This window comes from Sphingomonas sp. (assembly GCF_036387535.1).
Lineage (GTDB): Bacteria > Pseudomonadota > Alphaproteobacteria > Sphingomonadales > Sphingomonadaceae > Sphingomonas_R.
In genome coordinates, this window is record NZ_DASVTO010000083.1 from 1 (window position 1) to 24,405 (window position 24,405).

General features: G+C 66.8%; 24 protein-coding genes. 12 read left to right on the forward strand and 12 right to left on the reverse strand.

What is annotated here, in order from left to right:
• The 3 genes from VF649_RS07560 to VF649_RS07570 all read left to right on the forward strand — a co-directional run.
• Positions 1 to 164 (forward strand): pyridoxine 5'-phosphate oxidase C-terminal domain-containing protein (locus VF649_RS07560; protein WP_331011374.1); only part of this gene is annotated, 164 nt, incomplete at its 5' end.
• Positions 161 to 1,105, forward strand: a complete 945-nt coding sequence (locus VF649_RS07565) for a cation diffusion facilitator family transporter (RefSeq protein WP_331011351.1) — start codon at positions 161 to 163, stop codon at positions 1,103 to 1,105. The genes VF649_RS07560 and VF649_RS07565, both read left to right, overlap by 4 nt.
• Positions 1,106 to 1,250: 145 nt before the next feature.
• Positions 1,251 to 2,042: a PhzF family phenazine biosynthesis protein gene (locus VF649_RS07570; protein WP_331011352.1), complete on the forward strand. Its 792-nt coding sequence runs from the start codon at positions 1,251 to 1,253 to the stop codon at positions 2,040 to 2,042.
• A gap of 12 nt (positions 2,043 to 2,054) precedes the next feature.
• Here VF649_RS07570 and VF649_RS07575 read toward each other — a convergent pair whose 3' ends face one another.
• Together VF649_RS07575 and VF649_RS07580 are read right to left on the reverse strand one after the other, a co-directional pair.
• Entirely contained in the window at positions 2,055 to 2,693 is a 639-nt protein-coding gene (locus VF649_RS07575; protein ID WP_331011353.1) for a carbonic anhydrase, read from the reverse strand.
• Complete coding sequence (locus VF649_RS07580) at positions 2,690 to 4,267, reverse strand: SulP family inorganic anion transporter (RefSeq protein ID WP_331011354.1); 1,578 nt, start codon at positions 4,265 to 4,267, stop codon at positions 2,690 to 2,692. Before VF649_RS07580 ends, VF649_RS07575 begins: the two co-directional genes overlap by 4 nt.
• 234 nt (positions 4,268 to 4,501) lie before the next feature.
• Between VF649_RS07580 and VF649_RS07585 the strand changes: the two genes are divergently transcribed.
• Complete coding sequence (locus tag VF649_RS07585) at positions 4,502 to 5,500, forward strand: adenosine kinase (RefSeq protein ID WP_331011355.1); 999 nt, start codon at positions 4,502 to 4,504, stop codon at positions 5,498 to 5,500.
• Positions 5,501 to 5,631: 131 nt separating this feature from the next.
• Here the strand turns inward: VF649_RS07585 and VF649_RS07590 are convergent, their stop codons facing one another.
• From VF649_RS07590 to hisB, 7 genes are all read right to left on the reverse strand, one after another.
• Positions 5,632 to 7,155 carry an amino acid permease gene (locus VF649_RS07590; protein WP_331011356.1) on the reverse strand — a complete coding sequence of 508 codons (1,524 nt, stop codon included), beginning with the start codon at positions 7,153 to 7,155 and terminating at the stop codon, positions 5,632 to 5,634.
• Between the two features lie 150 nt (positions 7,156 to 7,305).
• Positions 7,306 to 7,683: a histidine triad nucleotide-binding protein gene (locus VF649_RS07595; protein WP_331011357.1), complete on the reverse strand. Its 378-nt coding sequence runs from the start codon at positions 7,681 to 7,683 to the stop codon at positions 7,306 to 7,308.
• A 5-nt stretch (positions 7,684 to 7,688) separates the two neighbouring features.
• Positions 7,689 to 8,024 carry a phosphoribosyl-ATP diphosphatase gene (locus VF649_RS07600; protein WP_331011358.1) on the reverse strand — a complete coding sequence of 112 codons (336 nt, stop codon included), beginning with the start codon at positions 8,022 to 8,024 and terminating at the stop codon, positions 7,689 to 7,691.
• An 11-nt stretch (positions 8,025 to 8,035) separates the two neighbouring features.
• The gene (hisF, locus tag VF649_RS07605; RefSeq protein WP_331011359.1) at positions 8,036 to 8,797 is read right to left on the reverse strand and encodes an imidazole glycerol phosphate synthase subunit HisF; all 762 of its coding nucleotides are present in this window, start codon (positions 8,795 to 8,797) and stop codon (positions 8,036 to 8,038) included.
• Between the two features lie 85 nt (positions 8,798 to 8,882).
• The gene (gene hisA / locus VF649_RS07610) at positions 8,883 to 9,614 is read right to left on the reverse strand and encodes a 1-(5-phosphoribosyl)-5-[(5-phosphoribosylamino)methylideneamino]imidazole-4-carboxamide isomerase (protein WP_331011360.1); all 732 of its coding nucleotides are present in this window, start codon (positions 9,612 to 9,614) and stop codon (positions 8,883 to 8,885) included.
• Complete coding sequence (hisH, locus tag VF649_RS07615) at positions 9,611 to 10,222, reverse strand: imidazole glycerol phosphate synthase subunit HisH (protein WP_331011361.1); 612 nt, start codon at positions 10,220 to 10,222, stop codon at positions 9,611 to 9,613. Before hisH ends, hisA begins: the two co-directional genes overlap by 4 nt.
• Entirely contained in the window at positions 10,219 to 10,842 is a 624-nt protein-coding gene (gene hisB / locus VF649_RS07620) for an imidazoleglycerol-phosphate dehydratase HisB (RefSeq protein WP_331011362.1), read from the reverse strand. Before hisB ends, hisH begins: the two co-directional genes overlap by 4 nt.
• Positions 10,843 to 10,918: 76 nt before the next feature.
• Between hisB and VF649_RS07625 the strand changes: the two genes are divergently transcribed.
• From VF649_RS07625 to VF649_RS07635, 3 genes are all read left to right on the forward strand, one after another.
• Complete coding sequence (locus VF649_RS07625; protein ID WP_331011363.1) at positions 10,919 to 11,398, forward strand: SspB family protein; 480 nt, start codon at positions 10,919 to 10,921, stop codon at positions 11,396 to 11,398.
• Positions 11,399 to 11,595: 197 nt separating this feature from the next.
• Positions 11,596 to 12,984 (forward strand): class II fumarate hydratase, encoded by a 1,389-nt coding sequence (gene fumC / locus VF649_RS07630; protein WP_331011364.1) that lies wholly within the window; start codon positions 11,596 to 11,598, stop codon positions 12,982 to 12,984.
• A 184-nt stretch (positions 12,985 to 13,168) separates the two neighbouring features.
• Complete coding sequence (locus VF649_RS07635) at positions 13,169 to 13,945, forward strand: PEPxxWA-CTERM sorting domain-containing protein (protein WP_331011365.1); 777 nt, start codon at positions 13,169 to 13,171, stop codon at positions 13,943 to 13,945.
• Positions 13,946 to 14,093: 148 nt separating this feature from the next.
• Here VF649_RS07635 and VF649_RS07640 read toward each other — a convergent pair whose 3' ends face one another.
• Complete coding sequence (locus VF649_RS07640; RefSeq protein WP_331011366.1) at positions 14,094 to 14,906, reverse strand: transglutaminase family protein; 813 nt, start codon at positions 14,904 to 14,906, stop codon at positions 14,094 to 14,096.
• A complete protein-coding gene (locus tag VF649_RS07645; protein WP_331011367.1) occupies positions 14,884 to 15,843 on the reverse strand; it encodes a transglutaminase family protein in 960 nt (319 codons plus the stop codon). The genes VF649_RS07640 and VF649_RS07645 overlap by 23 nt, the downstream gene beginning before the upstream one ends.
• 16 nt (positions 15,844 to 15,859) lie before the next feature.
• Here VF649_RS07645 and VF649_RS07650 point away from each other — a divergent pair, with 16 nt between their 5' ends.
• From VF649_RS07650 to VF649_RS07665, 4 genes are all read left to right on the forward strand, one after another.
• Positions 15,860 to 16,648, forward strand: a complete 789-nt coding sequence (locus VF649_RS07650; RefSeq protein ID WP_331011368.1) for an N-formylglutamate amidohydrolase — start codon at positions 15,860 to 15,862, stop codon at positions 16,646 to 16,648.
• Between the two features lie 44 nt (positions 16,649 to 16,692).
• Positions 16,693 to 17,487: a PDZ domain-containing protein gene (locus VF649_RS07655; protein WP_331011369.1), complete on the forward strand. Its 795-nt coding sequence runs from the start codon at positions 16,693 to 16,695 to the stop codon at positions 17,485 to 17,487.
• Between the two features lie 169 nt (positions 17,488 to 17,656).
• Positions 17,657 to 19,192 carry a hypothetical protein gene (locus VF649_RS07660; RefSeq protein WP_331011370.1) on the forward strand — a complete coding sequence of 512 codons (1,536 nt, stop codon included), beginning with the start codon at positions 17,657 to 17,659 and terminating at the stop codon, positions 19,190 to 19,192.
• Positions 19,193 to 19,271: 79 nt separating this feature from the next.
• Complete coding sequence (locus VF649_RS07665; RefSeq protein WP_331011371.1) at positions 19,272 to 21,977, forward strand: TonB-dependent receptor domain-containing protein; 2,706 nt, start codon at positions 19,272 to 19,274, stop codon at positions 21,975 to 21,977.
• A 79-nt stretch (positions 21,978 to 22,056) separates the two neighbouring features.
• On the opposite strand, the gene VF649_RS07670 is transcribed toward VF649_RS07665, so the two are convergent.
• Complete coding sequence (locus VF649_RS07670; protein WP_331011372.1) at positions 22,057 to 22,662, reverse strand: 2OG-Fe(II) oxygenase; 606 nt, start codon at positions 22,660 to 22,662, stop codon at positions 22,057 to 22,059.
• Positions 22,663 to 22,944: 282 nt separating this feature from the next.
• Between VF649_RS07670 and VF649_RS07675 the strand changes: the two genes are divergently transcribed.
• Positions 22,945 to 24,405: methyl-accepting chemotaxis protein (locus VF649_RS07675; RefSeq protein ID WP_331011373.1), on the forward strand; the 1,461-nt coding region annotated here is incomplete at its 3' end.

The following is a 24,405-nucleotide window of genomic DNA, read 5'->3' on the forward strand; positions in this document are numbered from 1 at the left end:
GGTTCGAAGGCGGTCCGGTCCCGCGCCCGCCGCACTGGTCGGGGTTTCGCGTCACGCCCGACCGCATCGAATTCTGGCAGGACCGCGCCCACCGCCTCCACGAACGCCGGCTGTTCAAGGCGCAGCCGGGCGGCGGCTGGACGGAAGGGCTGCTGTTTCCGTGACCCGGTCGGACGGGCAACTGACGTCGCGCGCCGCGCTCGCCAGCGTCTGTGTCGCCACCGGCCTGCTGGTGCTGAAGGCATTTGCCGCCTGGCATACCGGCTCGGTCGCGATGCTCGCGTCGCTGGCCGACAGCGGGCTCGATCTGCTCGCGTCGCTTGTCACGCTCTACGGCGTCCGGCTCGCCGCCACGCCGGCGGACGACGATCATCGGTTCGGCCATGGCAAGGCGGAGGCGCTGGCCGCCCTGTTCCAGGTCGCGCTCATCACCGCCTCCGCCGCGGGTATCGCATGGCGCGCGATCGCCAGCTTCCGTGCCGCGCAACCGACCGCCGATGCGGCCTTCGGCATCGCCGTATCGATCGTGGCGATCCTCGCCACCTTCGCGCTGCTGGCCTATCAGCGCCGGATCATCCGCCAGACCGGATCGGTCGCGATCCGCGCGGACAATATCCATTATCAATCCGATCTGCTGCTCAACCTGTCGGTGATCGCGGCGCTGGTGCTCGATCAATATCTCGGCTTCGACGGTGCCGATCCGATCTTCGGCATCGCCATCGCGCTCTGGCTGGCATGGGGCGCGTTCCAGGCGTCCAGCCAGGCGATCGATCAGTTGATGGACCGGGAATGGCCGGAGGCGGAACGCGACGCGTTCCTGGCGGTCGCCGCCGGCCATCCCGAACTGCGCGGCATTCATGATTTCCGCACCCGCCGCTCCGGCAGCCATGATTTCGCGCAATTCCACATGTATGTCGCACGCGACATGACCGTCGCCGATGCGCATGACGTCATGGACGAGGTCGAAGCCAAGATTCGCGGCGTGTTCCCCAAGGTGGAGATCCTGATCCACCTCGATCCCGACGGCCATGTCGATCATCCCGACAATCCGCTGGTGGAGGCCGACGTGACCCCGCCCTGGTTCGGCAAGCGGCCGGGGTTCTAGCAAAACACACGTCATCCCGGCGCAGGCCGGGATCTCCCGAAGGTGAAGAACCCACCCCTGGCCCAGCCCAAACGAGACCCCGGCCTACGCCGGGGTGACGATCATCGACAGTAGACCTTCATCAGGCAGTAGAAAGCAGCCCGCCATGCGCTTCACCCAGGTCGATGCCTTTACCCCCAACCGCTTCGCCGGCAATCCGGCTGCGGTGATCCCGCTCGATGCCTGGCTGGACGATGCCATGCTCATCGCGATCGCGGCGGAGAACAACCTGCCCGAAACCGCCTTCCTCGTCCCCACGGACAGGATCGACGCCGACCATGAACTGCGCTGGTTCTCGCCGACCTGCGAAATCGCGATGTGCGGCCATGCCACGCTCGCGGCCGGTCATGTCCTGCTGGGCGATGCCCCTGGTCGGGATCGCATCCGCTTTGCCACGCGGCGCGCCGGCATCCTGACCGTCGATCGCGATCCCGCCGGCTATGCGCTCGATCTGCCCGCCACGCGGATGACCGCCACCACCAACCCAGCGCTGCTCGCGGCGCTGGGGCTGTCCGGTGGCGCGGTGCTCCATTCGACCCCGCCGGTTCAGGAAACGACCATCATCATGCTGCCGGACGAGGCCGCCGTCCGGGCGCTCGCGCCCGACATGGCGGCGCTGGCCGCGCTACGGCTGATGGCGATCTGCACCGCGCCCGGTGACCGGACGGACATCGTCAGCCGCGTGTTCGTGCCCGCCTGGGGAATTGACGAGGATCCGGTCACCGGCGCCGCCCATGCCGCGCTCGCGCCCTTCTGGTCCGAACGGCTCGGCCGGAGCGAGATCACCGCGCATCAGGCCAGCGCGCGCGGCGGTGATCTGCTCTGCCGGGTCCGCGGCGACCGCGTCATCCTGGTCGGCCAATGCGTCACCGTGATCGAGGGCTGCTTCCACCTCTGATCCGCGCCGGGCTCAGACCAGCACCCGCTCCGGCTTGGCGACCATGCCCAGGTCGGTGTGCGCGTCGATATCCATCAACGGCTTCAGCAATCCGTCGCGCAGGTCATAGACCCAGCCATGCAGCTTCAGCTTGCGCCCGGCCGCGAACGCGCCGCGCACCGGCGCCGTCCGCGCCAGCCGCATCAACTGATCGCGTACGTTGAACTCCACCAACCGGTTCACGCGCGCCTCGCGGTCCGGCATCGCGTCGATCTCCTGCCGGTGATCCTGATATACCTGTCGCACATTGACCAGCCAGTCCGCGATCGGCCCGGTCGCGCTGTCGTCCATCGCGGCCATGATCCCGCCGCAACCATAATGGCCGCACACGATGATATCGTCGACCTTGAGCACATCGACCGCGAACTGCACCACCGACATCAGGTTCAGATCGGTGTCATAGACCAGGTTGGCGATATTGCGGTGGATGAACAGGCCGCCCGGCGGCGACTGCGTGATCTGGTCCGGCGCCACCCGGCTGTCGGAACAGCCGATCCACAGGAATTCCGGCTTCTGTCCCTTGATCTGGCGCGTGAAGAATTCCGGATCGAACTGATGCTGTTCGGCGGCCCACGCCATGTTGGCCAGGATCAGTTGCTGCGTTTCCTTCATGCGAACCGCACCTCCTTGATCGGCGCGGCGATCCGGCGCGCGCTGCGCCCGGACAGGTCGCCTTTCACCAGCACCGAAATATCGCGATAGGGCGCGCCTTTGATGAACGCGTTGATGATGTCGATATTGTCGTCATCGACGAAGCTGGTGCTCGACAGGTCGATCAACACGTCGCGCCCGTTCGGCACGCGTTCCAGCGCGGTCTGCAATTGCGGCTTGTGGATGAAATACAGGTCGCGCCGCGCCCGGACCATGCACGCCTCCGGCGTCTCGACATAGCTGATCACCTGCCGGAAATTGCGCGCGATCACGAAGCCGAGCCCGACCACCATCCCGATCGCGATCCCTTCCAGAAGATCGGTGAACAGGATCGCGACGATCGTCACCAGAAACGGCACGAACTGCCGCAAGCCCTGCCGCCACCGCTGCAGGTACAGCGCGGGCTTGGTCAGCTTGTATCCGGTCTGGATCAGGATCGCGGCCAGCGCCGACAGCGGGATCATGTTCAGCACGAACGGTATCAGGATGACGCTCAGCAGCAGCCAGAAACCGTGCAGGATCGTCGACAGCGGGCTGTCCGCCCCCGATCCGACATTGGCCGAACTGCGCACGATCACCGACGTGACGGGAATCCCGCCCAGCATGCCGGCCACGATGTTCCCCGTACCCTGCGCCAGCAATTCGCGGTTCTTGTCGGTCACGCGTCGCTTCGGGTCGATCTCGTCGACGGCCTTCACGCTCAGCAGCGACTCCAGGCTCGCGACGATGCCGATGGTCAGCGCGGTCGTCCACACCAGCGGCATGCCGATCGCGCGGAAATCCGGCATCTGGAACAGGCCGATGAACTCCGCCGCCGATCCTGCGACCGGCACCTTCACCAGATGCGTCGGCTGCACCGCCAGGGCCGGCGCGAACCCCATCAGCAGCTGGTTCGCGACGACGCTGAACACCACCACCACCAGCGGCCCGGGCAACAGCTTCAGCGGCCCTTCGTTAGGCTTGGCCTTTTCCCACCAGAACAGGAAGATCAGCGAGATCAGCGCAATCCCCGCCGCGCCGAACACGATGTCCTCGCGCACCGTGTAGCCGATCGCCGACAACGTGTTGCGGCCATCCTGCTGGAAGAAGGAAAAGCTGCCCTCATAATCGCCGTCATATCCGATCGCGTGCGGAAACTGTTTCAGGATCAGGATGATGCCGATCGCCGCCAGCATGCCGGTGATGATGCTTGACGGCACGAACTCGGCCAGCACCCCGCCCTTGGTCAGCGAAAAGCCGATCTGGATCACACCGGCCAGCATCACCGACAGCAGGAAGATCTGATAGGTCGGCAGGCTTTCGATCGCGCCCAGCACGATCGCGGTCAACCCCGCGGCAGGCCCGCTGACCGACAGCGCCGATTTGCTGACCAGCCCGATCACGATCCCGCCGACGATGCCGGAGATCAGCCCGGCGAACAGCGGCGCCCCCGATGCCAGCGCCACGCCCAGGCACAACGGCAACGCGACGAGCGCCACCACGATCGAGGCCGGAAGGTCGGACCGCCAGCTCTTCCCAAGCCCGGATAGCGTCATGTGCGTTCCTTGTGTCAATCGCTCGGGTCTACTCCACCGCTCCGGTCCCACGCGACCCCGGAACGGCGCAGACACACTTCCTTACAAAGCAGCAAGATTGGCGCAGCAATCGATCGCGCGACCGACGCGGCTTCCCCGCCAAAGGCCTGTGGATCGCGACGGACGTGGCAAGGGTCGACATCCCCCGCGCATCGCCCTAGGCGCGCAGCATATCCTTCACGCCCGGAGATCGCCTTGACCGCCCCCACGCTCGATATCCTCGCGATCGGCAACGCCATCGTCGACGTCCTCGCTGCCACCGACGATGCCTTCCTCGCGCAGGAGGGGATGACCAAGGGTCAGATGCAGCTGATCGACGCACCGCGCGCGCAAAGCCTCTATGCCGGCATGGGCGCGGGGCGCGAGGTCAGCGGCGGGTCCGCCGCCAACACGCTGGCGGGCGCCGCGATGCTCGGGGCACGTTGCGGTTTCGTGGGGCAGGTCGCCGACGATCAGCTTGGCGAGGTCTTCGTTCACGACATCCGTGCGCAGGGGATCGCGTTCGACATTCCCGCGCGCGATGCCGCCATTCCCACCGGTCGTTGCCTGATCCTGGTCAGCGCGGATGGCCAGCGTACGATGAACACCTATCTCGGCGCGGCGCAATTCCTGCCCGTGGCTGCGGTCGACCCCGCCCTGGTCGAATCCGCGGCGGTCCTCCTGCTCGAAGGCTATCTGTGGGATCCGGCCGAACCGCGCGCCGCGATGCAGGCCGCGATCCGCATCGCCCGCGCCGCCGGGCGCAAGGTCGCACTCGGCGTGTCGGCGGTGTTCTGCATTCTCAACCATCATGCCGATTTCGTGGCGCTGGTCGAACGCGGCGATATCGACATCCTGTTCGCCAATGAAGAGGAACTGCTCGCCCTTGCCGCGCTCGATGATTTCGATGCCGCGCTGGACAAGATTGCGCGGTCCGTGCCGCTGCTGGTCGTCACCCGCGGCGCGGACGGCGCGATTGCGGTCGAGAACGGCGCCACCCGCCATGTCGTCGCCGCCGAACCGGTGACGCGCATCGTCGACACCACCGGGGCGGGCGATCTCTTCTCGGCCGGCTTCCTCGCCGGCCAGGCTCAGGGCCGCGCGATCGCCGATTGCCTCACCATGGGGGCGGTCGCGGCTGCCGAGATCATCAGCCACTACGGCGCGCGTCCTGAAACCGACCTCAGGGCGCTGGTCGCCAACCGCCTCGGCTGAACCGAAAACCCCCTCCTCTTGACGAGGAGGGGGCTCGGGAAGGGTGGCGGCTTTGCCCCACCGGCGTCGTCCGGGTCGTTATCCGGCATCCCGCGATCGGCGCGATCCCGGAACCCCGGCCGCCCGATCGATCACAGCGCCTCCGGCGCGACCGGTGCCACATCGATCCCGCGCGCGACATGGCTCTTGCGATAGCCATAGGCGAAATACAGCACCAGCCCGACCGCACCCCAGACCGGCAGGACCAGTTGCGCGTCGCTCGGCAAGGCGATGAACAACCCGATGCAGCCCACGATCGTGAGCGACGCCACCAGCCATACCGCCGGCACGCGGAATGCCCGCTTCACATGCGGATGCGTCTTGCGCAGCCGCAGCACCGCGACCGCCACCGCCAGGAATGCGAACAGCGTCCCGGCATTGGCGATATCGGCCAGCTTGCCGACCGGCAGGAACGCCGCCGCCAGCGTCACGCCCACGCCGGTGATCGCGGTGATGATATGCGGTGTCTTCCACTTCGGGTGGATCGTCGACAGCCGTTCCGGCAGCAGCCCGTCGCGCGACATCACGAAGAACATCCGCGTCTGGCCATAGATCATGACCAGGATCACCGACGGCAGCGCCAGGAACGCCGCCAGCCCGATCAGATTGCCGATTTTCAGATAGCCGATCTCGCGCAGCACATGCGCCAGCGCCTCCTTGGAACAGGGCAGCGGCTCGACCGCCGAAGCCGCGATCGTGGCGCAGCGTGCCGCCAACTCGGTCGATCCGGGCGCCAGCCACTGGCCCGCGGCGTTCAGCACCGGCTGCGCCCCCAACGGGGATCCGATCGCGCCGGATGCGACCAGCATATAGAATACGGTACAGATCGCGAGGCTCCCGATCAGCCCGAGCGACACGTTGCGCTGCGGGTTCTTGGTCTCCTCCGCCGCGGTCGACACCGCATCGAACCCGACATAGGCGAAGAAGATCGATGCCGCCGCCCCGACCACGCCGGATCCGCCCGAACCCAGCCAGCCCTGCGGCGCGAACGGCGTAAAGTTCTCCATCCGCATCGCCGGCAACGCCAGCACGATGAACAGCGTGAGCGCGGCGACCTTGATCGCGACCAGCACCGCGTTGACCTTGGCGCTCTCGCTCGTGCCGATGATCAGCAGGCCGGTGATCGCCAGCGCAATGACGACCGCGGGCAGGTTGATGATCCCGCCCGCATAGGGCCCGGCGATCAACGCCTGCGGCAGTTCGACGCCGAACCACCCGCGCAGCTGTCCGACGAAATAGCCGGACCACCCGACCGCCACCGCGCTTGCCGCCACCGCATATTCCAGCACCAGCGCCCAGCCGACCGTCCAGGCCAGCAATTCGCCCAGCGACGCATAGGTATAGGTATAGGCCGATCCCGACACCGGGACCATCGAGGCCAGTTCGGAATAACAGAGGGCCGCGACCGCACAGACCGCACCGGCGATGATGAAGCTGATCATCATCCCCGGTCCCGCCTTCTGCGCGGCTTCGGACGTGAGGACGAAGATACCCGTCCCGATGATCGCCCCGACACCCAGCAACGTCAGTTGCAATGCGCCCAGCGATCGGTGCAGCGACTTCTTCTCCGCGGTCGCCAATATGGCGTCTAACGACTTTACACGCCCGAATATCATTACGGTTCCTATCCCCCACGCCGGCAACGCGCGGGTTTTCCCGCTCCGGCTGAAAGGTGAAAGACTAACCGCTATTCCGCACCGCGCAATAGGCTTGGCATGCGGGCCGGCCGGATCTCACGCGCCCAACCGGATCGCCGATGGCGCGCGCTATCCCGCCACCATCCGCCCCAGCGAGCGCCCACCGAACAGGTGGACGTGCAGGTGCGGCACCTCCTGTCCGCCATCACCGCCGACATTGGCCAGCAACCGGTACCCGGGCGGCACCAGCCCCAGGTCGCGCGCCACCGTCGCCACCGCGCGCACGAACCCGGCAATCTCCGCCTCGCTCGCGGCCGACGCGAAATCGTCCCACGACACATAGCGCCCCTTGGGGATCACCAGCACATGCACCGGCGCCTGCGGGGCGATGTCATGAAATGCCAGCGCGAAATCATCCTCATACACCCGCCTGGCCGGAATTTCCCCGCGCAGGATCCGCGCGAAGATGTTGCCATCGTCATAGGGGAGCGTCGCATCGATCGGCATGGCGTTCAGTCTCCGTTGGACGGCGTCTCACCACGGGCAGCCTTCTCGGCCAGCCCGGACAGTCCCTCGCGGCGGTCCAGTTCGGCCATCACCGCAGCGATCGGCACATCCGCATCGGCCAGCAAGACCGCAAGGTGGAACAGCAGGTCCGCGGCTTCGCCGATCAGGCCGTCACGGTCGCCGGCGACCGCGGCGATCACGGTTTCCACCGCTTCCTCGCCCACCTTCTGCGCGATCTTGGGCGTTCCCTTGGCGAACAGCCGCGCGACATAGGACGCATCCGGGTCGCCCCCGCGCCGCGACAGGATCGTCGCTTCCAACCGGCCTAGCGCATCGCTCACGGCGTTCTCCATCACACCGCCCGCACCGGCAGGCCCGCCGCCGCCAGCGCGGCCCGCGCCTCGGCCACGCTGTGCTGCCCGAAATGAAAGATCGACGCCGCCAGCACCGCGCTCGCCCCGCCTGCGACGATGCCGTCGACCAGGTGGTCCAGCGTCCCGACCCCGCCGCTCGCGATCACCGGCACGTCGACGCGGGCCGCGATCGCGCGCGTCAACGCCAGGTCATAACCGTCACGGGTCCCGTCGCGGTCCATCGACGTCACCAATAGCTCGCCCGCGCCCAGTGCCGCCAGCCGGACGGCGTGTGCGACCGCGTCGATCCCGGTCCCGCGCCGGCCGCCATGGGTGAAGATCTCCCACCCGTCGCCCACGCGCCGCGCATCGACCGATCCCACCACGCATTGCGCCCCGAACCGATCGGCAATCTCGCCCACCAGCTCCGGCCGCGCCACCGCGGCGCTGTTCACCGCCACCTTGTCCGCCCCCGCCAGCAGCAGCGCGCGTGCATCGTCCGCACTGCGCACGCCGCCACCGACCGTCAGCGGCATGAAACACACCGCCGCCGTCCGGGCGACCACGTCCAGGATCGTCCCGCGCCCCTCATGACTTGCGCCGATGTCCAGGAAGCACAGTTCGTCCGCCCCGGCCGCATCATAGACCCGGGCCTGTTCCACCGGATCACCGGCATCGGCCAGGTCGACGAAATTGACGCCCTTCACCACGCGCCCGTTCGCGACGTCCAGACAGGGTATGATCCGCGTGCGAACGGTCATGGCAAACAGCGCCGCCGATCAGCCGGCGGCCCCACCGGAACCCGCACGCGCTCCCCCGCGTCGGCATGCGAGCGATCCCGGCCCCTCACGCCTGCCCGACCTCCAACGCGCGGCGCAGGTCCAGCCGCCCGTCATACAGCGCACGCCCCGTGATCACGCCTTCGATCCCCTCCGACGCCACCCGTGCCAGCGCCAATATGTCGCCGATATCCGTCACCCCGCCGCTCGCGATGACCGGGATGGTGGTGCGTTCGGCCAGCGCGATTGTCGCCTCGATATTGCACCCCTTCATCATCCCGTCGCGCCCGACATCGGTGAACAGCAGCGCCGCCACCCCCGCATCCGCGAACCGCCCCGCCATGTCGGCCACCGCCACGTCGGACACGTCTGCCCAGCCGCGCGTCGCGACCATGCCGTCGCGCGCATCCACCGCCACCACGATCCGCCCCGGCAGATCGCGCGCCGCGGTCCTCACCAGCTCCGGATCCTCCAGCGCGGCGGTGCCGATCACCACCCGCTCGACGCCCAGCGCCAGCCAGCGATCGATCGCCGCCCGGTCGCGAATCCCGCCACCCAGCTGCACCTTGCCCGGAAAGCGCCGCACGATCGCCTCGACCGCGGCGGCATTCACCGCCGCGCCGGCAAAGGCGCCGTCCAGGTCCACGACATGCACCCACTCCGCCCCCGCCTCGGCAAAGGCCGTCGCTTGGGCTGCCGGATCGTCGCCATAGACGGTCGCCCGTGCCATATCGCCTTCGGCCAGGCGCACGACCTGCCCCGCCTTCAGGTCGATGGCGGGAAAGATGATGATGCTCAAGGCCGCCACTCCAGGAAACGCGACAGGAACGCCAGGCCGTAAGCCTGACTCTTTTCGGGGTGAAACTGCACGCCGATCACGGTGCCCCGCGCCACCGCCGCCGTCACCGGCCCGCCATGATCGGTGATCGCCAGCCGGTCGGCCGGATCGTCGACCGCGAACCGGTATCCGTGCAGGAAATAGGCCTCGCCCGGGATCAGCAGCGGATGATCGCGGTCCGGCACCACGTCGTTCCAGCCCATGTGCGGCACCTTAGCCGCCGGGGTCGGCGCCATCGCCGCCACCGTGCCACCGATCCAGTCCAACCCGGCATGCACGCCATATTCCTCGCCACGCGTCGCCAGCAACTGCATGCCAACGCACACGCCCAGAAACGGCACGCCGCGCCCGTGCACGGCATCGCCCATCGCCGGGATCATGCCGTCGACGGCGCGCAGCGCCCTGGCGCATGCGCCGAACGCGCCGACCCCCGGCAACACGATCCGGTCGGCCCGCGCCACGACATCGGCGTCGGCGGTCACCACCAGGTCGGTACAGCCCGTCGCCCGCAACGCATTCTCGACCGACCGCAGATTGCCCGCGCCATAGTCGATCAGCGCCAGCGTCATGCGGAACCGCCCCCGGAACCACCCCCGGAACCACCCAATGTGCCCTTGGTGCTCGGCACCTGATCGCCCTTGCGCGGGTCCACCTCCACCGCGAACCGCAACGCGCGCGCCGCCGCCTTGAAGATGCTTTCGACAATATGATGGTTGTTGCGCCCGTACAGCGTCTCGACATGCAGGGTGATGCCCGCGGTCTGCGCCAGCGAATGAAAGAAATGCTCGAACAATTCGGTGTCGAAATCGCCCAGCTTCGCCTGCGAGAACGCCGCCCGCCACACCATATAGGGCCGGCCGGAAATATCGATCGCGACCCGGCTCAGCGTCTCGTCCATCGGCGCATAGGCATGGCCGTAGCGCTGGATCCCCTTGCGATCGCCCAGCGCCCGCGACAACGCCTCGCCGATCGCCAGTCCGGCATCCTCGGTGGTGTGGTGCTGGTCGATATGCAGGTCGCCGGTCGCCTGCACGTCCAGGTCGATCAGCGAATGCCGCGACAATTGCTCCAGCATGTGATCGAGAAAGCCGATGCCGGTGGCGATGCGGTAGACCCCGCTGCCGTCCAGGTCGATCGTGACCCGGATTTCGGTCTCGTTGGTCTTGCGGTGGACGGTGGCGGTGCGCATGGCCGGCCTATAGGTGGGTGGCGTTTCGCACGCAACGCGCTTGACCCCGCGCGTGCCCGCGTTCACCAAGCGAGCCATGACCGACACCGCGCCCGACAGCCTGATTCCCTATGACGAAATCGTCCAGGAGGCGTTGCGCGCCGTCGTCGGCCGCGTGCTGGGGGAGGTCGAACGCGGCGGCGGCCTGCCGGGTGACCATCATTTCTACATCACGTTCAAGACCCACGCCGCCGGTGTCGACATCCCGCAACATCTGGTCGAACGCTTCCCGGACGAAATGACGATCGTGATCCAGAACCGCTATTGGGATCTCATGGTCCGCGAGGACGGGTTCGAAGTCGGCCTCTCCTTCAACCAGATTCCGTCGCGGCTCGTCATCCCGTTCGCCGCGATCACCGGCTTCGTGGACCCGGCCGTCAACTTCGCCCTGCAATTCCAGGCGCAGGGCGACGACGACGCGATCGAAAAGACTCCCGCCGGCAACGACACGCCCGTCGCCGAACCGATCGAGGACGGCTCGAACGTGGTATCCGTGGATTTCACCCGGAAGAAGTGATGTCCGTCATCCCGGCCGACCCCATCCGTCATCTCGGCGAAGGCCGGGATCCAGCTCCACGGACGTCACCAGCGGCTTCATCGTAGCGTCCGGACCCCGGCCCGCGCCGGGGTGACGAACGGGGAGAGCGCGCTACCGGAAGCATGCCGCCACGGGCTTCCCATGCAACTCAAGCCCGCCTCGAACGCTTGGCCCCCATGACCCAGACCCGCACCGAAACCGACAGCTTCGGCCCGATCGACGTCCCCGCCGACGCCTATTGGGGCGCCCAGACCGAACGCTCGCGCCACAACTTCCCCTTCGGGCCACAGGAACGCATGCCGATCGGCATCGTCCACGCGCTCGCGTTGGTGAAGCAGGCCGCGGCCCGCGTGAACCGGCTCCACGGCCTTGATGCCGCGCTTGCCGACGCGATCGACACCGCGGCGGCGGAGGTGGTGGCGGGCACGCATGACGATCATTTCCCGCTGGTGATCTGGCAGACCGGCTCCGGCACCCAGTCCAACATGAACGCCAACGAGGTCATCGCCGGCCGCGCCAACGAACTGCTCACCGGCACGCGCGGCGGCAAGAACCCCGTCCACCCCAACGACCATGTCAACCAGGGGCAATCCTCGAACGACAGCTTCCCGACCGCGCTGCACATCGCCGCCGCCCGCGCGCTGGCCGATGCGCTGCTCCCCGCCCTCCGCGCGCTCCACGCCGATCTCGACCGCAAGGCCGGCGCGTGGGACGACATCATCAAGATCGGCCGCACCCATCTCCAGGATGCGACCCCGCTCACGCTCGGCGACGAATTCTCCGGCTATGCGCAGCAGATCGCCGACGGCATCGCCCGCATCGATGCGGTCCTGCCGCGGCTGTACCGGCTGGCGCAGGGCGGCACCGCGGTCGGCACCGGGCTGAACGCACCCGCCAATTTCGGTCCTGCCATCGCCGCCGAGCTGGCCGACCTCACCGGCCTGCCGTTCGAAACCGCGCCCAACAAATATGAAGCGCTTGCCAGCCATGATACGCTGGTCGAACTGTCCGGCGCGCTCAACGTGCTCGCGGTGTCACTGTCGAAGATCGCGAACGACATTCGCCTGCTCGGCTCCGGCCCGCGCTGCGGCCTCGGCGAACTGCATCTGCCCGAAAACGAACCCGGCAGTTCGATCATGCCGGGCAAGGTCAACCCGACCCAGGTCGAGATGCTCACCATGGTCGCGGCGCAGGTGATGGGCAATCATGTCGCGATCACGATCGGCGGGCTGCAGGGCCATCTCGAACTCAACGTGTTCAAGCCCTTGATCGGCGCCGCCCTCCTCCGCTCGATCGATCTGCTCGCGACCGGGATCGACAGCTTCCGCCAACGCGCGCTGGTCGGGCTGGAACCGGACCGGGACCGCATCGCTGCGCTGCTCGATCGCTCGCTGATGCTCGTCACCGCGCTCGCGCCCGAAATCGGCTATGACAACGCCGCCAAGATCGCCAAGCACGCCCACCAGCACGGCCAGACCCTCCGCGAAGCCGCGCTCGCGCTGGGGCTGGTCGACGCCGACACCTTCGACCGCGTGGTGAAACCCGACGGCATGCTCGGTCGCTGAAGCGCGGACTGTCCCTCGCTCCCTCTCCCACCGGGAGAGGGAAGGGGCCCGCGCCGCAGGCGTGGGAAGGGTGAGGCCCCAACCGTCCCGGATCGAAACGATCGCACCCTGTAATCCACATGGAGTATTTTCGTGGTTGCAGCGCAGCATTAACGAATCGTTCACCAATCAAAGGGGAACGATCATGCAGACCACCACCCGCCTCCGCCTCCTGCTGGCCACCGCCTGCACCGTCCTCGCCGCCGCCACCCCCGCCGACGCCGCGCTGATTCAGCAGGTCTATAGCGGTACGGTCGTCTATGGGTATGACAATCTCGGGATCTTCGGCGCCGGCCCGGACCTCACCGGCCTCGCCTACACCGCCACCTATCTGATTGATGACAGCAAGGGCACCGAATCCAACTACGTCTATGATGATGGCGCGGGGACGTATTACTACAGTGTCGACCAGATCGTTGGGGGGATCGGCTACAACGGCACCTCCAATCCGGTATCCGCCAAGTTGACGATCGCCGGTGTGACCATCGCTTTAGGCAGTGATTACTATGGGTCTGCATACAAAAGCGACTACAGCCCAATGTCTAGCAGTATTGATGGTTTCTCCACCCAAGTATTTGATTACGTTATCAGCCCAGATGGTTCTACTTACGCTTCTTATTCTCTTTACAATTACGCCTATGTAAACAGCGCTCGCATCACGAGTTCTGACCTTCGCACCCCCGACGCGTTCACGCCCCTTTCTGGATACGGTTCCGGCACCTACCAAAACTATGACTACGCGACCGGCACGCAAGCCTACGCGCAATTCGACGCCACCAGCTTCACCAGCAGCCCGGCCGCCGTGCCAGAGCCTGCCAGCTGGGCGCTGATGATCGGCGGCTTCGGCATCGCCGGTGGCGCGCTGCGGCGGCGGCGGTCCACCATGGCCGCCACCCCGGCCCGGCACCCCGCCACCGCCTGACCACCTCACCGGCCGCGGCCCCGCGCCGCCGCGGCCGGTGCCTTGAATGATCCCCCCGTTCGGTTCGAGCCTGTCCCACGGTCTCGACGAGCGCGAACCGGGTGACGTCGGGCAGGGGAAACACCGCGCACCGATCGCGCCCCGGCCATCACGCCTCCGGCACCACATCGGTATGCACGTCGAACCGACTGAGCACCGTCGGTCCGAACGCGGTGGTCAGCGCGGTGTCGGTCGCGTCCCGCCCCCGCGCCATCAGGATCCGGCCGATTCGCGGACGATTGTGGCGCGCATCGAACGTGTGCCATTCGCCGCTCAGATACACGTCGAACCAGGCCGAGAAATCCATCGGCGCATCGACCGGCGGGATGCCGATATCGCCCAGATATCCGGTGCAGTAGCGCGCGGGAATGTTCATGCAACGGCACAGCGTCACCGCCAGATGCGCAAAATCGCGGCACACCCCCTGCCGTTCCTGAAACGCTTCCCACGCGGTCTTGGTCGCGCGCGCATGTTCGTAGCCGAACCGGATATGGCCGTGCACGAAATCCACGATCGCCTGCACCCGCGCCCATCCCGTCGGCGTATCGCCGAACAGCGACCAGGCGGTGTTCGACAACCGATCCGTCTCGCAATAGCGGCTGCCCAGCAGGAAGGTCAGCACCTCGTCGGGCAGGTCCGCGACCGGCGTCTGCGCCGCGTCCGGCACCACCGGATCGGGCAGGCCGCTGTCCTCCACGATGAAATCGGCCGACAATGTCACCCCGCCCGCCGGCATGGTCAGCCGCGTGCAGACATTGCCGAACGCGTCGACATAGTCATAGGTCGGCACGTCCGGGCTGCACTGGATACGGTGCGGCGTCTTCAGGTCGCGGTGCCGCGACGGATGGACGCTCAGCGCCGCCATCATCGGCGTCGGCCGGTCCGCGGTGAAATGGATGTCATAACCGGTGCGGATCAACATGACGGCACGTCTCCCTGCTGGGCGGGCGGATGGCGGTAATGGCGGTGGCAGGCACGGCGGCGCTATCCTCGTCGAGATGGACGTGGATATCGACGGTCATGCCCGCGTCGCTGCCCGGAAATCCGGACCAGCTGCCCGACAGCGGCACCGCCTGCATCGGATCGCGCGCCACCGCGACGCGGATCAGCCCGCTATTGCCGACGATCCCGTTGGTCGGATCGAACTCGACCCAGCCCGATCCGGGCAGGAAGATGCGGACCCACGCATGGGTATTGCCGCCGCCGACCCGGCCCTCGCCGCGCGACGGGCTGTAGACATATCCCGATACGAACCGCGCGGCGAAACCCAGCGCGCGCGCCGCCTCCATCATCAGCACGGCATAGTCGCGGCACGTTCCCTGCCGCTTGCGCAGCGTCTCGATCGGGGTCTGCGTGCCCTGTTCGTAACGCGGCGCATAAGTGAAGTCGCGCCGGATCGTCGCGGTCATGTCCGCCAGCATGCCGAGCGTGTCGGTGGGGCGGTGATCGGACACGAACCCCCGCGCCCACGCATCCACCACGCGCTGCGGATCGACATGCTGCCGCTCGATCGACCGCAGCAGATCGGGCATGTCTTCGGACGCATAGGTGAACGGAAACGCCCGCGCATACGCTTCGATCTCGACCGATCCTTCCGCCATCGGGCTATGTTCCATCCGCACCACGCTATCGAAGCGCAGCTCTCGCGCGCGGCCGTCGAACCGCGCCACCGCCACCGAATTGCCGAACACGTCGTGCAGCCAGCGCAGCTCGACCGGTTCGGGCGTGATATCCAGCCGCGCCTCGATCAGGCGCTGGTCATAGCTTTCGCGCGGGCGCACCATGATCCGGTGTTCGCCGAACGCCACCGGTTGCCGGTATCGATACCGGGTGCTGTGCGCGATCGTCAGGAACGGCATGAGGAGGACATCGGGCGTGCAGACAGCTTCATATGATATCCTGTTGTCCGCGGACGACCCGGCCCCGGTCCGGCTGGAAAATCCGGAAGGCCGCAGTCCCTTACTTTTGATAGGGGATCATGCCGGAAACGCCATCCCCGAAAAACTCGGTGACCTGGGCGTGTCCGCCGCCGATCGCGCGCGCCACATCGGCTGGGACATCGGGATCGCCGGCCTGGGCGCGGCGCTGTCGCGGCGGCTGGATGCGGTCTGGATTTCGCAGGCCTATTCGCGGCTGGTGATCGATTGCAACCGCGATCCCGCGCCCGATGCCGATCCCAACGCGATCGTGTCGGTCAGCGACGGCACGCCGATTCCCGCCAATCACGGCCTCGGCGATGCCGACCGCGCGGCGCGTGTCACCGAAATCCACGCGCCATATCAAAACGCGATCGCCGACGAGATTGCGCGCCGCACCGCTGCGGGCCTTCCCACCCTGCTGGTGGCACTGCACAGCTTCACCCCCACGATGGCCGGAATCGTCCGCCCGTGGCATGTCGGCATCCTGCATGACGGCGGCAATGACCGCCTCGCCCTGACCGCACTGGCGCTGCTCCGGTCCGATCCGGTGCTGACCGTCGGCGACAATCAACCCTATGCGATGGACCGGATCGATCACAGCATCCCGCGCCATGCCTTCATCGCCGGGCTGCCTTATGTGGAGTTCGAGGTGCGGCAGGATCTGCTCGCCGACACCGCGGGGATCGATCGCTGGTGCGGCATCCTGTCGCGCACGCTGCTGGCGGCGACGAGGGAAATCGGCTGAGCGTCGTCACATCGCTGTCATCGTTCCGTCATAGTGCGGCGGGCGTGACCGCGCTTTCCGCCGACCCTGCACCGCGCCGCCGCCTGCCGCTGCTACTCGGCCTTGCCGCCATGCTTGCGGCCGCGGTCTATGCGACGCGGTCCAGAGACGACGCTGCGTCCATGCCCGCGCCGGTTGCCGCATCCACGGCACCGGCGGTCCCCGCCCCGATTCCGGCACCGATCCCCGCGTCCGCGTCCGCCGCCCTGCCGCCGCCCGCTTCCATCACGCCGCAACGCGGCAACATTCCGGGCCTGTCGGTCAATGCCACCTTCGCCACCCGAACCGGCGGCGGTAGCGTTCTGGTGACACGGCCGGACGGCACCCGCGCACTGGTCGCGGTGGGCACGGATGCCGTTCCCGGCATCCGATTGCGCGCGGTCCGCGCCGATCGTGCCACCTTCACCGCCGGCGGCACCCAGTTCTGGCTGCCGATCCTGTCCGAATCCGCGGCAAAGGCCGATACCAGCCCCGCTACCCGGATCGCCGCCGCGCCACCCCCGCCCGTACCATCGGCGGCAACGCCCACCGAGTCGCAGATCCGCGAATCGCAGGCCTATCAGGCGGCACTCGCGCCCGGTCAGGACGGCGCCTGGCGCGGCTATGCCGTCCGCTCCATGCCGCCGCTGTTCGCCAAGGCCGGGCTCAAGGCCGGGGACATCATCACCGGCATCAACGGACGCGCGTTCGATCGTCCCGCCGAAATCGCGCAACTGGCGCGCGAAGCGGCGCTGTCCAGTACAATCGTGTTCCAGGTTCGCCGGAACGGCAAGATGCAGGAACTGCGCGTCGAACCTTGATGACATTTTCATGACAGCGATCGGCATGCCGAAGTTCCATAAAAGTCATGATCGATCCACCTTTGTAACATTACCATCACAGACACCTCATAACGACGCGGCAACGAACCGAACGCCGGCATGCAGTGCGGCGTGCTCGGCACGAACGTGCAATCAACAGGGGCCGAACATGAAATCCTTCAAGACAATCCTGATGCTCGGATCGGCACTGGCCTTGACGGCCTGCGGCGGGGCCGACGACATCGCTTCGCCCGGCGAAGGCACGATCGTGACCCCGGCGCCCACGCCGACCCCGACGCCCACGCCGACGCCCACGCCGACGCCCACGCCCACCGGCCCGGCGGCGGATTGCCCGACCGGCACCACCAACGCCGGCGTGATCTCGAACCTGCGCAACTGCCAGCTCAGCGGCCGGATCTCGACCAACCTGTCGCTCGCCAAGCGCACCGGCACGATCTACTCGCTGTCCGGCCGGGTCGATGTCGGCACCGATGTCGGCGGTGACGGCGCCGCTGCCGGCGGTGCGGCGGTGACGCTGGCGATCGATCCGGGCGTGGTCCTGTTCGGTTCGTCCGGCCTCGACTATCTCGTCGTCAACCGCGGGTCGAAGATCAACGCCGTCGGCACGTCGACCGCGCCGATCATCTTCACCTCGCGCGCCAATGTCGAAGGCACCGCGACCGACAACAGCCAGGGCCAGTGGGGCGGCGTCGTCCTGCTCGGACGCGCCCCGATCAGCGACTGCCTGTCCGGCGCGGTCGGTGGCGCCGCAAACTGCCAGCAACAGGTCGAAGGCACGACCAACGCCTTCTACGGCGGCGCGACCCCGGCCGACAGCAGCGGCGCGATCCAGTATGTCCAGATCCGCTATGCCGGTTTCGAACTCGCGCCGGGCAACGAACTGAACGGCCTCACCCTCGGCGGGATCGGGTCCGGCACCACGCTAGATCATATCCAGGTCCACAACAGCTCGGATGACGGCATCGAATGGTTCGGTGGCCGCGTGAACAGCAAATATCTCGTGCTGACCGGCAATGACGACGACAATCTCGACACCGATCTCGGCTACAAGGGGTTCACCCAGTTCGTGATCGCGGTCCAGCGGTCGGGCGGTCAGTCGGGCGATTCGATCATCGAAGCCGACTCGAACGGCAACGAGGATGCGCAGCCGCGCCAGAATGCGCGCCTCGCCAACTTCACCTTCATTCACCGCTCCACGCTGTCGGCGTCGGCCAATGCGATCCTGCTGCGCGGCGGCACGGATTACACGCTGGTCAACGGTATCGTCACCAGCCCGCGCTTCTGCCTCGACGTCGATGGCACCACGACGGTCCAGGCGGCGGACACGACGAAGGATGAAGCCGGCGCTCCCGTCACGCGTTCGGTCGTCTTCTCCTGCACCGCCGGTGCGTACAATGACGACGGCAACGTGACGCTGGATGCGATCAAGGCCTTCTTCGAAGCCGCGGGCAGCAACGACAATCCCGCCTTCACCTCGACACTCACCGGCACGTTCATCAACGGCACCGGGGAAACCGCGGTGACGCCGTTCAACGCGTCGACGCTCGGCTCGTTCTTCGTCTCGACCAGCTATATCGGTGCGGTCCGCGACGCGAACGACACCTGGTACCGTGGCTGGACCTGCGACAGCGCGACCGCCTCGTTCGGCAGCAACGCCGCCTGCACGTCCATCCCGACGCTCTGACCGCGAAGACGATTGCGTGGACGGCGGCCCGGGCGGTCGCCGTCCCGTCCGTTTCACGACCTTTTCCGGGGGATCCGACATGTTCAGGCACACCGCGCTGGCGACCATCTTGCTCTTTTCGACCGCGCTGACCGCGCCTGCCTTCGCCCAGTCGGGCGGCGGTGCCAGCGGTGCGCCTGCACCCGCATCCACCCCCGACGCCGCCGCCCCCGTGCAGGAGGATGCGCCCGTCGACGTGTCCGCCCCCGGCCAGTCGGACGAGATCGTCGTCACCGGCCGCTTCACGCCCGATCCGGTCCGCCGCACCACTGAAATCGTGTCGGTCCTGTCGACCGCCGACATCGCCCGCACCGGGGAAGGCGATATCGCCGGCGCGCTGACCCGCGTGACCGGGCTCAGCGTCGTCGGCAACGGCTTCGTCTATGTCCGCGGTCTCGGCGATCGCTATTCGCTCGCGCTGCTGAACGGATCGTCACTGCCCTCGCCCGAACCGCTGCGCCGGTCGATCCCGCTCGATATCTTCCCGACCAGCGTGCTGGCCAGCGCGCTCGTCCAGAAAAGCTATTCGGTCAACTATCCCGGCGAATTCGGCGGCGGCGTCATCAATCTCACCACCCGCTCCATCCCCGAAAAACCGTTCCTCGCCTTCAACATCAGCGGCAGCGGCGATACCGAAACCACCGGCCGGCTCGGCTATACCTATTATGGCAGCCGCAGCGACTGGACCGGGTTCGACAATGGCGCGCGCGATGTCCCCGCCCCGCTCGCGGCGGCGTTCAACAGCGGCAACCTGATCGCCGAAGGCGCCAATTTCTCGCGCAGCCAGATCCAGGCGATCGGCGCCAGCCTGCTCAACGCGCCGACCTCGGTGCTCCAGCGCAGCGACACGATTCCCGCCAACGTCGGCTTCGACGTCAGCGGCGGCATCTCCAAGGATATCGGTACGCTCCGCCTCGGCCTGATCGCCGCGGCGGGCTACAGCAACACCTGGCGGACCCGCGCCGCGACGCAGCAGCTGAGCGGCGGCTTCGTCAATGGCGATACGCTCAATCCCGACGTCAATTTCCGCACGGTTCTCACCGACAACCGCATCGTCGTGAACGGCCTGCTCGGGTTCGGCGCGGAATTCGGCGAGAACAAGCTTCGCTGGACCAACCTGTTCATCCGCGACACCATCAAGCAGGGCCGGCTGGCCCGCGGCACCGATGCGCTCGGCTCGGACGGCACCACCCCGATCATCGACCAGAATACCCGCTGGTTCGAACGCCAGCTGATCGATACCCAGGCGGTCGGCGAGTTTCGCTTCGGCGATGCCAGCCTCGACCTGCGCGGCGCCTATGCCAATTCGCAACGCGAGGCGCCCTATGAACGCAGCTTCCGCTATACGTTCGACAGCGCCGCCAATGATTTCGTCAACAATCTCGGGCAATCGGGCAACGCCCGGATCGCGTTCAGCGACCTGAACGAAAACGCCTATAGCGGCGGCATCGATCTCGGTTACAAATTCCCGACGGCGGTGCCGATCACCCTGCAGGGTGGCTACGCCTATAACGACAATCGCCGCAACTCGGTGCGCCGCGACTTCCGCTTCATTCCCGCCGGCGGTTCGCTGGGCGCGGATGTCGCGCAGGAACGACCCGACTATCTGCTGTCGGACTACAACATCTACACCTACAACATCCTGCTCGCGGAAACATCGGGCCAATCGGGTGCCGCCGCCTATGATGCCGGCCTGCGCGTCCATGCCGGCTATGGCCAGGCGACCGTCACGCCTTTCTCGCAACTCACCGTCAATGTCGGCGTCCGCTATGAGGATGGCCGCCAGTTCGTCACCCCGCTCGAACTCAGCGGTCAGCCATCGGCCACGATCGCGCAGACCCAGATCAAGCGCAATTACTGGCTGCCCGCCGCGACGATCACCTGGAACTTCGCACCCGACATGCAGGTGCGGCTGAACGCGTCGAAGACGCTGGCGCGCCCGCAATTCCGCGAACTCGCGTTCCAGGTCTATCAGGATCCGGACAATGACCGTCAGTTCTTCGGCAACCCGTTCCTGACCGACAGCCAGCTGAAGAATGCGGAGGCGCGCTACGAATATTATTTCGGCCGCGATCAGCGTTTCTCGCTCGCCGGCTTCTTCAAGCGGATCGAAAATCCGATCGAAACCTTCGCCTTCCGCTCATCCGGCCTGCTGCAATCCAGCTTCGCCAACGCACCCAGGGCCGATCTGTACGGCGCAGAGGTCGAGATCCAGAAATATGTCCCGCTGGAAGGGCTCGGGGGTGGTTTCTTCACCGCACGCAAGCTGCTGATCAACGCCAACTACACCTACACGAAATCGAAGCTGAAGATCGGCGGCGACGACCAGATCATCTTCGCCGACGGTACCCGCTTCGCCGCATCCGATTTCTTCAACAACGGTGCGCCGCTGACCGGTCAGTCGGATCATCTGGCCAACATCCAGCTCGGGTTCGAAGGCAATGACAAGGAACGCGTCTCGCAGCAGACCGTCCTGCTCAACTATGCCAGCAAGCGCGTCACCAACCGCGGCCCGTCCGGCACCCCGCAACAGCCCGACATCTTTGAAAAGCCCGGCTTCCGGCTCGATTTCGTCGCGCGCCAGGCGGTGCCTTTCTACGACCGCTTCGTCGAATTGAAGTTCGAAGCCCGCAACATCCTCGGCACCCGGTTCCAGGAATATCAGAAGACCGGGACGTCGCGGATCGACATCAACACCTACGACGTCGGCACCAGCCTCTCGCTCGGCCTCGGCGTCAAGTTCTAGGCGGATGGAGGCACCCCCCCTTTCCATCCGGGGAAGGGGGGGCGCGGGGTCGGGGAACGCCCGCTGATATGGCCCGGGTTCAGCCCCAGGTCCGCTCCCGAAACCACTTCGTCACCACATATTTCACGCCCTGTCGCACCTTCATGCCCTGGTGCAATGTCGCGGGATTCACCCGCCCGTCGGGCAACCGGTTGTTCCAGCACAGCAGCTTTCCGGTTTCCGGCTGGATCGTCTTGTCGATCGCCTTGAACCGCGTCGCACCGCCCGCCTCGGGCACGTTCAGGTACAGCATCGCCGTCCAGGTCCGCTGGCCGGACACTGCGCAGTAGCGATGATAATCCAGGCCGGTCGGCTCGAAATAGTCGGTGTGCGGCTTGAACTCCTGCCCCACCGCATAGCGCTGCCCCTGCAACGGCTCGCCCAGCGCGGGGTCGATGCCCAGCAGCGCCGCGATCCGCGCATCCAGCGCCGCCACGATCGGATCGTCGCCGTCCAGGTCGCAGGTCTCGCTGGTCCGGAACGCCGGCTCTCCACCGTCGTCGGCGATAGTCGACGGACGCCGCTGCCCGTCGATCCTGTCGGTCAGCACGGCACAGTCCGCAGGATCCAGAAAAGCCTTCACGATCCGCAGGTCGATCAGCCGATTGGGCACGCGTTGCGCGCTTTCGATCGTGACTGGCTGCATCCCGTTCCGCTCCTGCCTGCGTCTGTGCCGTTTCTACCGTCCTGCCCGGCGTCGCCATAAGCTGCAAGCAACACATCATGCGGAATGTCGGCACAAGGTTAACCGGATTTTTACGGCACTTTGGGATGAAGGGCCGTGGAGCGTCTCTGTCCTGCTGCGCCGCCATCGTCCGTAACTTGTCCTGAAGAGGTTGAGCGTCATGCCCACCATCGCGTCGCACATGATCTGCGGATTCAGCGATCACAGCACCCCCGCCACCACGACGCATCGGGATCCCGCAGCATGAAGAACCTGTCCATCGGCCAGAAACTGGCGGGCGCCTTCATGGGCTGCCTGCTGATCCTGTGCGGCCTGAGCGGCCTCGCGCTGTACACGCAGGCCAATCTCAACGCGGCCACCAGCGATCTTGGCAAAGTCCAGATGCCGAAGCTCACGGCCTTCGGTGATGTCCGCACCGCAGTCGCCGACTATCGCCGGCTCGAAGCGTCTCAGATCGCGGCATTCAGCGATGCCGACAATGCCGGCGTAACTGCCGACATCGTGAAGATCGTCGAGCGGATCGACGAGCGCACCGCCTTCCTCGACAATGCTTTGAAGAATCCCGCGTCCGTGGAACAGTTTGCGAAGTTCAAGGATGCCTGGGCGGACTATCACCGCGACTCCCAGCCGGTGCTCGCCCTCGGCCGCGCGAACAAGGTTCAGGAGTTTTCGGCGATCTACAATGGCCGTGAAAAGCGGGCATTCGAAAATCTGATGACCGTCATGAACGAATCGGTACGGGTTCAGAACCAAGTCACCGATGCCAATGTCGCCGCTGCTTCGGCGCTGGCGGATCGCGGGCGTACCACCACCTTGATCGGTATCGCCGTCGCGATCGCGGCGGTCGTCATGCTGCTCATGCTGCTGATCAAAGCTATCGCCGCACCACTGACCCGCATCACCGGCGCGATCGGCCAGCTTGCGTCCGGCAATATGGCGGCCGACATTCCGACCGATCAACGCGCCGACGAAATCGGCAAGCTGTCGCAGGCGATGCTCCTGTTCCGCGATCAGCTGCGCGGTGCGGAGGCGGCGAAGGCGGCGCAGACGGACCTGATCTGCGACAGCATCGGCACGGGCTTGGACGCGCTGTCGCGCGGGGATCTCACCGCGCGGATCGATGCCGACCTGACCGGCCCCTTCGCCAAGCTCAAGGCCGACTTCAACCGCGCCATGGATGCGCTGGGCGAAACGCTCTCCGCCGTCTCGCGCGCCACCAGCGGCATCCACACCGGTGCGACCGAAATCAGCCAGGCCTCCGACGACCTGTCCCGCCGCACCGAGCAGCAGGCCGCCTCGCTGGAGGAGACCGCCGCCGCCATGGACGAGATCACCGCCACCGTCCGCGAAACCGCATCCGGCGCGGTCCGCGCCAACGAGGTCGTCGCCGCCACCCGCAGCGATGCCGAGGATGGCGGCCGCGTCGTCCGTCAGGCCGTCGAGGCCATGGGCGGCATCGAACGCGCCTCGGGCGAAATCTCCGAGATCATCTCGGTCATCGACGGCATCGCCTTCCAGACCAACCTGCTCGCGCTCAACGCCGGTGTCGAGGCGGCACGCGCCGGCGATGCCGGCCGCGGCTTCGCCGTCGTCGCCTCCGAAGTCCGCGCGCTCGCCCAGCGGTCGGCCGAGGCCGCCAAGGACGTCAAGACCAAGATCACCGCATCCGCCGGTCAGGTCGACATCGGCGTCGCGCTGGTCGGC

What these genes read in the sequence shown, in the direction of transcription:
- VF649_RS07580 (WP_331011354.1), bottom strand. Translation starts at nt 4,267, where the DNA reads ATGACGCTATCCGGGCTTGGGAAGAGCTGGCGGTCCGACCTTCCGGCC.
- hisH (WP_331011361.1), bottom strand. Translation starts at nt 10,222, where the DNA reads ATGACGCTGGCGCTGATCGACTATGGCGCGGGCAATCTGCGGTCGGTC.
- VF649_RS07635 (WP_331011365.1), top strand. Translation starts at nt 13,169, where the DNA reads ATGCAGACCACCACCCGCCTCCGCCTCCTGCTGGCCACCGCCTGCACC.
- VF649_RS07665 (WP_331011371.1), top strand. Translation starts at nt 19,272, where the DNA reads ATGTTCAGGCACACCGCGCTGGCGACCATCTTGCTCTTTTCGACCGCG.
- VF649_RS07570 (WP_331011352.1), top strand. Translation starts at nt 1,251, where the DNA reads ATGCGCTTCACCCAGGTCGATGCCTTTACCCCCAACCGCTTCGCCGGC.
- fumC (WP_331011364.1), top strand. Translation starts at nt 11,596, where the DNA reads ATGACCCAGACCCGCACCGAAACCGACAGCTTCGGCCCGATCGACGTC.
- VF649_RS07590 (WP_331011356.1), bottom strand. Translation starts at nt 7,155, where the DNA reads ATGATATTCGGGCGTGTAAAGTCGTTAGACGCCATATTGGCGACCGCG.
- VF649_RS07595 (WP_331011357.1), bottom strand. Translation starts at nt 7,683, where the DNA reads ATGCCGATCGATGCGACGCTCCCCTATGACGATGGCAACATCTTCGCG.
- hisB (WP_331011362.1), bottom strand. Translation starts at nt 10,842, where the DNA reads ATGCGCACCGCCACCGTCCACCGCAAGACCAACGAGACCGAAATCCGG.
- hisF (WP_331011359.1), bottom strand. Translation starts at nt 8,797, where the DNA reads ATGACCGTTCGCACGCGGATCATACCCTGTCTGGACGTCGCGAACGGG.
- VF649_RS07670 (WP_331011372.1), bottom strand. Translation starts at nt 22,662, where the DNA reads ATGCAGCCAGTCACGATCGAAAGCGCGCAACGCGTGCCCAATCGGCTG.
- VF649_RS07575 (WP_331011353.1), bottom strand. Translation starts at nt 2,693, where the DNA reads ATGAAGGAAACGCAGCAACTGATCCTGGCCAACATGGCGTGGGCCGCC.
- VF649_RS07640 (WP_331011366.1), bottom strand. Translation starts at nt 14,906, where the DNA reads ATGTTGATCCGCACCGGTTATGACATCCATTTCACCGCGGACCGGCCG.
- VF649_RS07660 (WP_331011370.1), top strand. Translation starts at nt 17,657, where the DNA reads ATGAAATCCTTCAAGACAATCCTGATGCTCGGATCGGCACTGGCCTTG.
- VF649_RS07625 (WP_331011363.1), top strand. Translation starts at nt 10,919, where the DNA reads ATGACCGACACCGCGCCCGACAGCCTGATTCCCTATGACGAAATCGTC.
- VF649_RS07645 (WP_331011367.1), bottom strand. Translation starts at nt 15,843, where the DNA reads ATGCCGTTCCTGACGATCGCGCACAGCACCCGGTATCGATACCGGCAA.